Consider the following 1,980-nt stretch of genomic DNA (forward strand, 5'->3'; position numbering starts at 1 on the left):
CCTTGAGACTGCGCGTATGACTCGCAACATCAATTCGGTTAAGGCCCAAATGATTGGCGCCGGCTCGAAGCAGTTCGCTGAATGGATTTCTACCGATGCTCCATTCCAGGCCATCACCGCAAACCCGAAATTGATTCGCGAAGTCGAAGTTAAAAACGTTGCCTTGCTTGAAGACTCAACCGCCCTTGTTGAATTCACGACAACAACTTCCCAAGCCGGTGCGACTGGCAAACCTGACGTCAAGACGTTCGCGCTGACGATTCGGTATCAGATCGTCCCGCCGACCGCCGACGCTGCCCTGACGGCCAACGCCTTCGGAATCTACGTTCCGTTCTTTAGCCTGCAACGCACGGCATGACCATGACGACCTCTCGAATTCGCCTGAAAGCTCTTGCCTATATGCCGGGCGCGTTAGCCCTGTGCTGCATCCTCTTTGTCGGACAAGCAGCAGCCGCCAAAAAGCCAGTGGTGGATTCGCCCAGCCTCGCGGCGGTTGCCGGCGATCCAATGAACCCGTTGAATCCGTTCAATTCAGGCGCTGACCCCGTCACGATGCCTGATGATGCACGCCTCGGCGTGTTTCCCTATAGCCGTGATCAGATCTACAAAGTCCTGACGGCGCCGCTTAAGCTCACAACGATCGAACTGGAACCGGGAGAATCATTAGTTGCCGACCCAGCCATGGGAGACAGCATCCAATGGGAAATCGACACAGACGGCGCGAACCACATTTTCGTCAAACCGCACAAGCCCAACCTGGTCAACACGCTGCATATCACCACAAACAAGCGGGAATACGATTTCACGCTGATCTCGTCACCCGCTGGTGGCTTCTTCTACCAGACCGTAAGGTTTCAGTACCCGCAATCACTGATGTCGAGGGTGAAGGCGCGGGAGACGCTAGGCGGCCGCACTTCAGATGATGGCACCGGTCGCGGAAGCACCGATTCGGGTTCGATCAACGTCGCGCCTGACAAGCTGAACTGGGACTACAACGTCAAAGGCCACGCCGAATTCACTCCGGAAGTCGTATTTGATGACGGCCGCTTCATTTGGATGCGTATGCCGGCGAAAGCGCAGTCCTGGCCCGTTCCGTTCATCAAAGATCACGGAGATGATGTCGTGGCGAACTTTATTCGTCGCGGCGATTTTCTGGTTCTACAACGCTTGGCCGACGAAGTTGTCTTGCGCTCGGGCAGCGACGAAGTGACGATCACCCACGGTCGCCAGCGCTTCCTCGGAATGTTCTGATCGCCATGGCAAATCAATCTCCGAATCCACTTTCAAGCGAGGAACAAAGATCGCTCATCAAAGGAAAGCTGCCTCGCAACGCCATGGTCAGCATCGGCGTTCTTGTCGCCGTCTGTATCGGCAGTATGGGCTTCTTCTACGAGCTGAAGGCGGCCGACAAGGCAGCTGCGGAAACGAAGGAAAAGAAGGCGGCGGCGCTCGCGGAAGGCACTGCAGATGTGCCAGTGGCGCAGCAACAGCAAGACATGGACGAGATCATCCGCCAGCAACGAGAGCAAGCAGCTTCGGACGCCGTCGCTTCGACCGTCACGGTTACGACGTCGCCAACGGCCACGCGGCCCATGCTCACTGGAGATGACTTTCGCAACGATATCAACAAGGATCCGACCGGCGAGCTCGCGGCTAAGAGCGATGCGGACATGATCTACACATCGCCAATTTTCAAGCAAAACGGGGCGACGCGTAACAGGCAAAGCTCGACCCCAGCCATACAAGACGTAATCACTCCGGCACAGATGCATGCCGCTCTGCAACCTTCTGGCAGTACCGCTGCCGAACAGATGGCCGTCCAGTTGGCGAAGCAGGGACAAGCGCCGGAAAATCGGGACAAGGAGTTTCTGCAAGACGCAGCTACGCAGAGCGGTATCATCAGGACAACGTTCAACAGGCGGGCCACCGGATGCACGTTGACGCCGCCACACAACATCCATGTCACGGCCGTTGAAGGCT

The 1,980-nt window shown here is 56.9% G+C and carries 2 protein-coding genes and 1 pseudogene; all 3 read left to right on the top strand.

Annotation, left to right across the window (positions count from 1 at the left end):
* Positions 1–358 (top strand): type IV secretion system protein (locus WCA53_RS14725; RefSeq protein ID WP_423911485.1); only part of this gene is annotated, 358 nt, incomplete at its 5' end.
* Positions 355–1,251 carry a TrbG/VirB9 family P-type conjugative transfer protein gene (locus WCA53_RS14730; RefSeq protein WP_423911487.1) on the top strand — a complete coding sequence of 299 codons (897 nt, stop codon included), beginning with the start codon at positions 355–357 and terminating at the stop codon, positions 1,249–1,251. The genes WCA53_RS14725 and WCA53_RS14730, both read left to right, overlap by 4 nt.
* 5 nt (positions 1,252–1,256) lie before the next feature.
* Positions 1,257–1,980, top strand: a pseudogene (locus WCA53_RS14735) (conjugal transfer protein TrbI); the annotation flags it as partial.

The organism is Caballeronia sp. (assembly GCF_049581465.1).
Classification (GTDB): Bacteria; Pseudomonadota; Gammaproteobacteria; order Burkholderiales; family Burkholderiaceae; genus Caballeronia.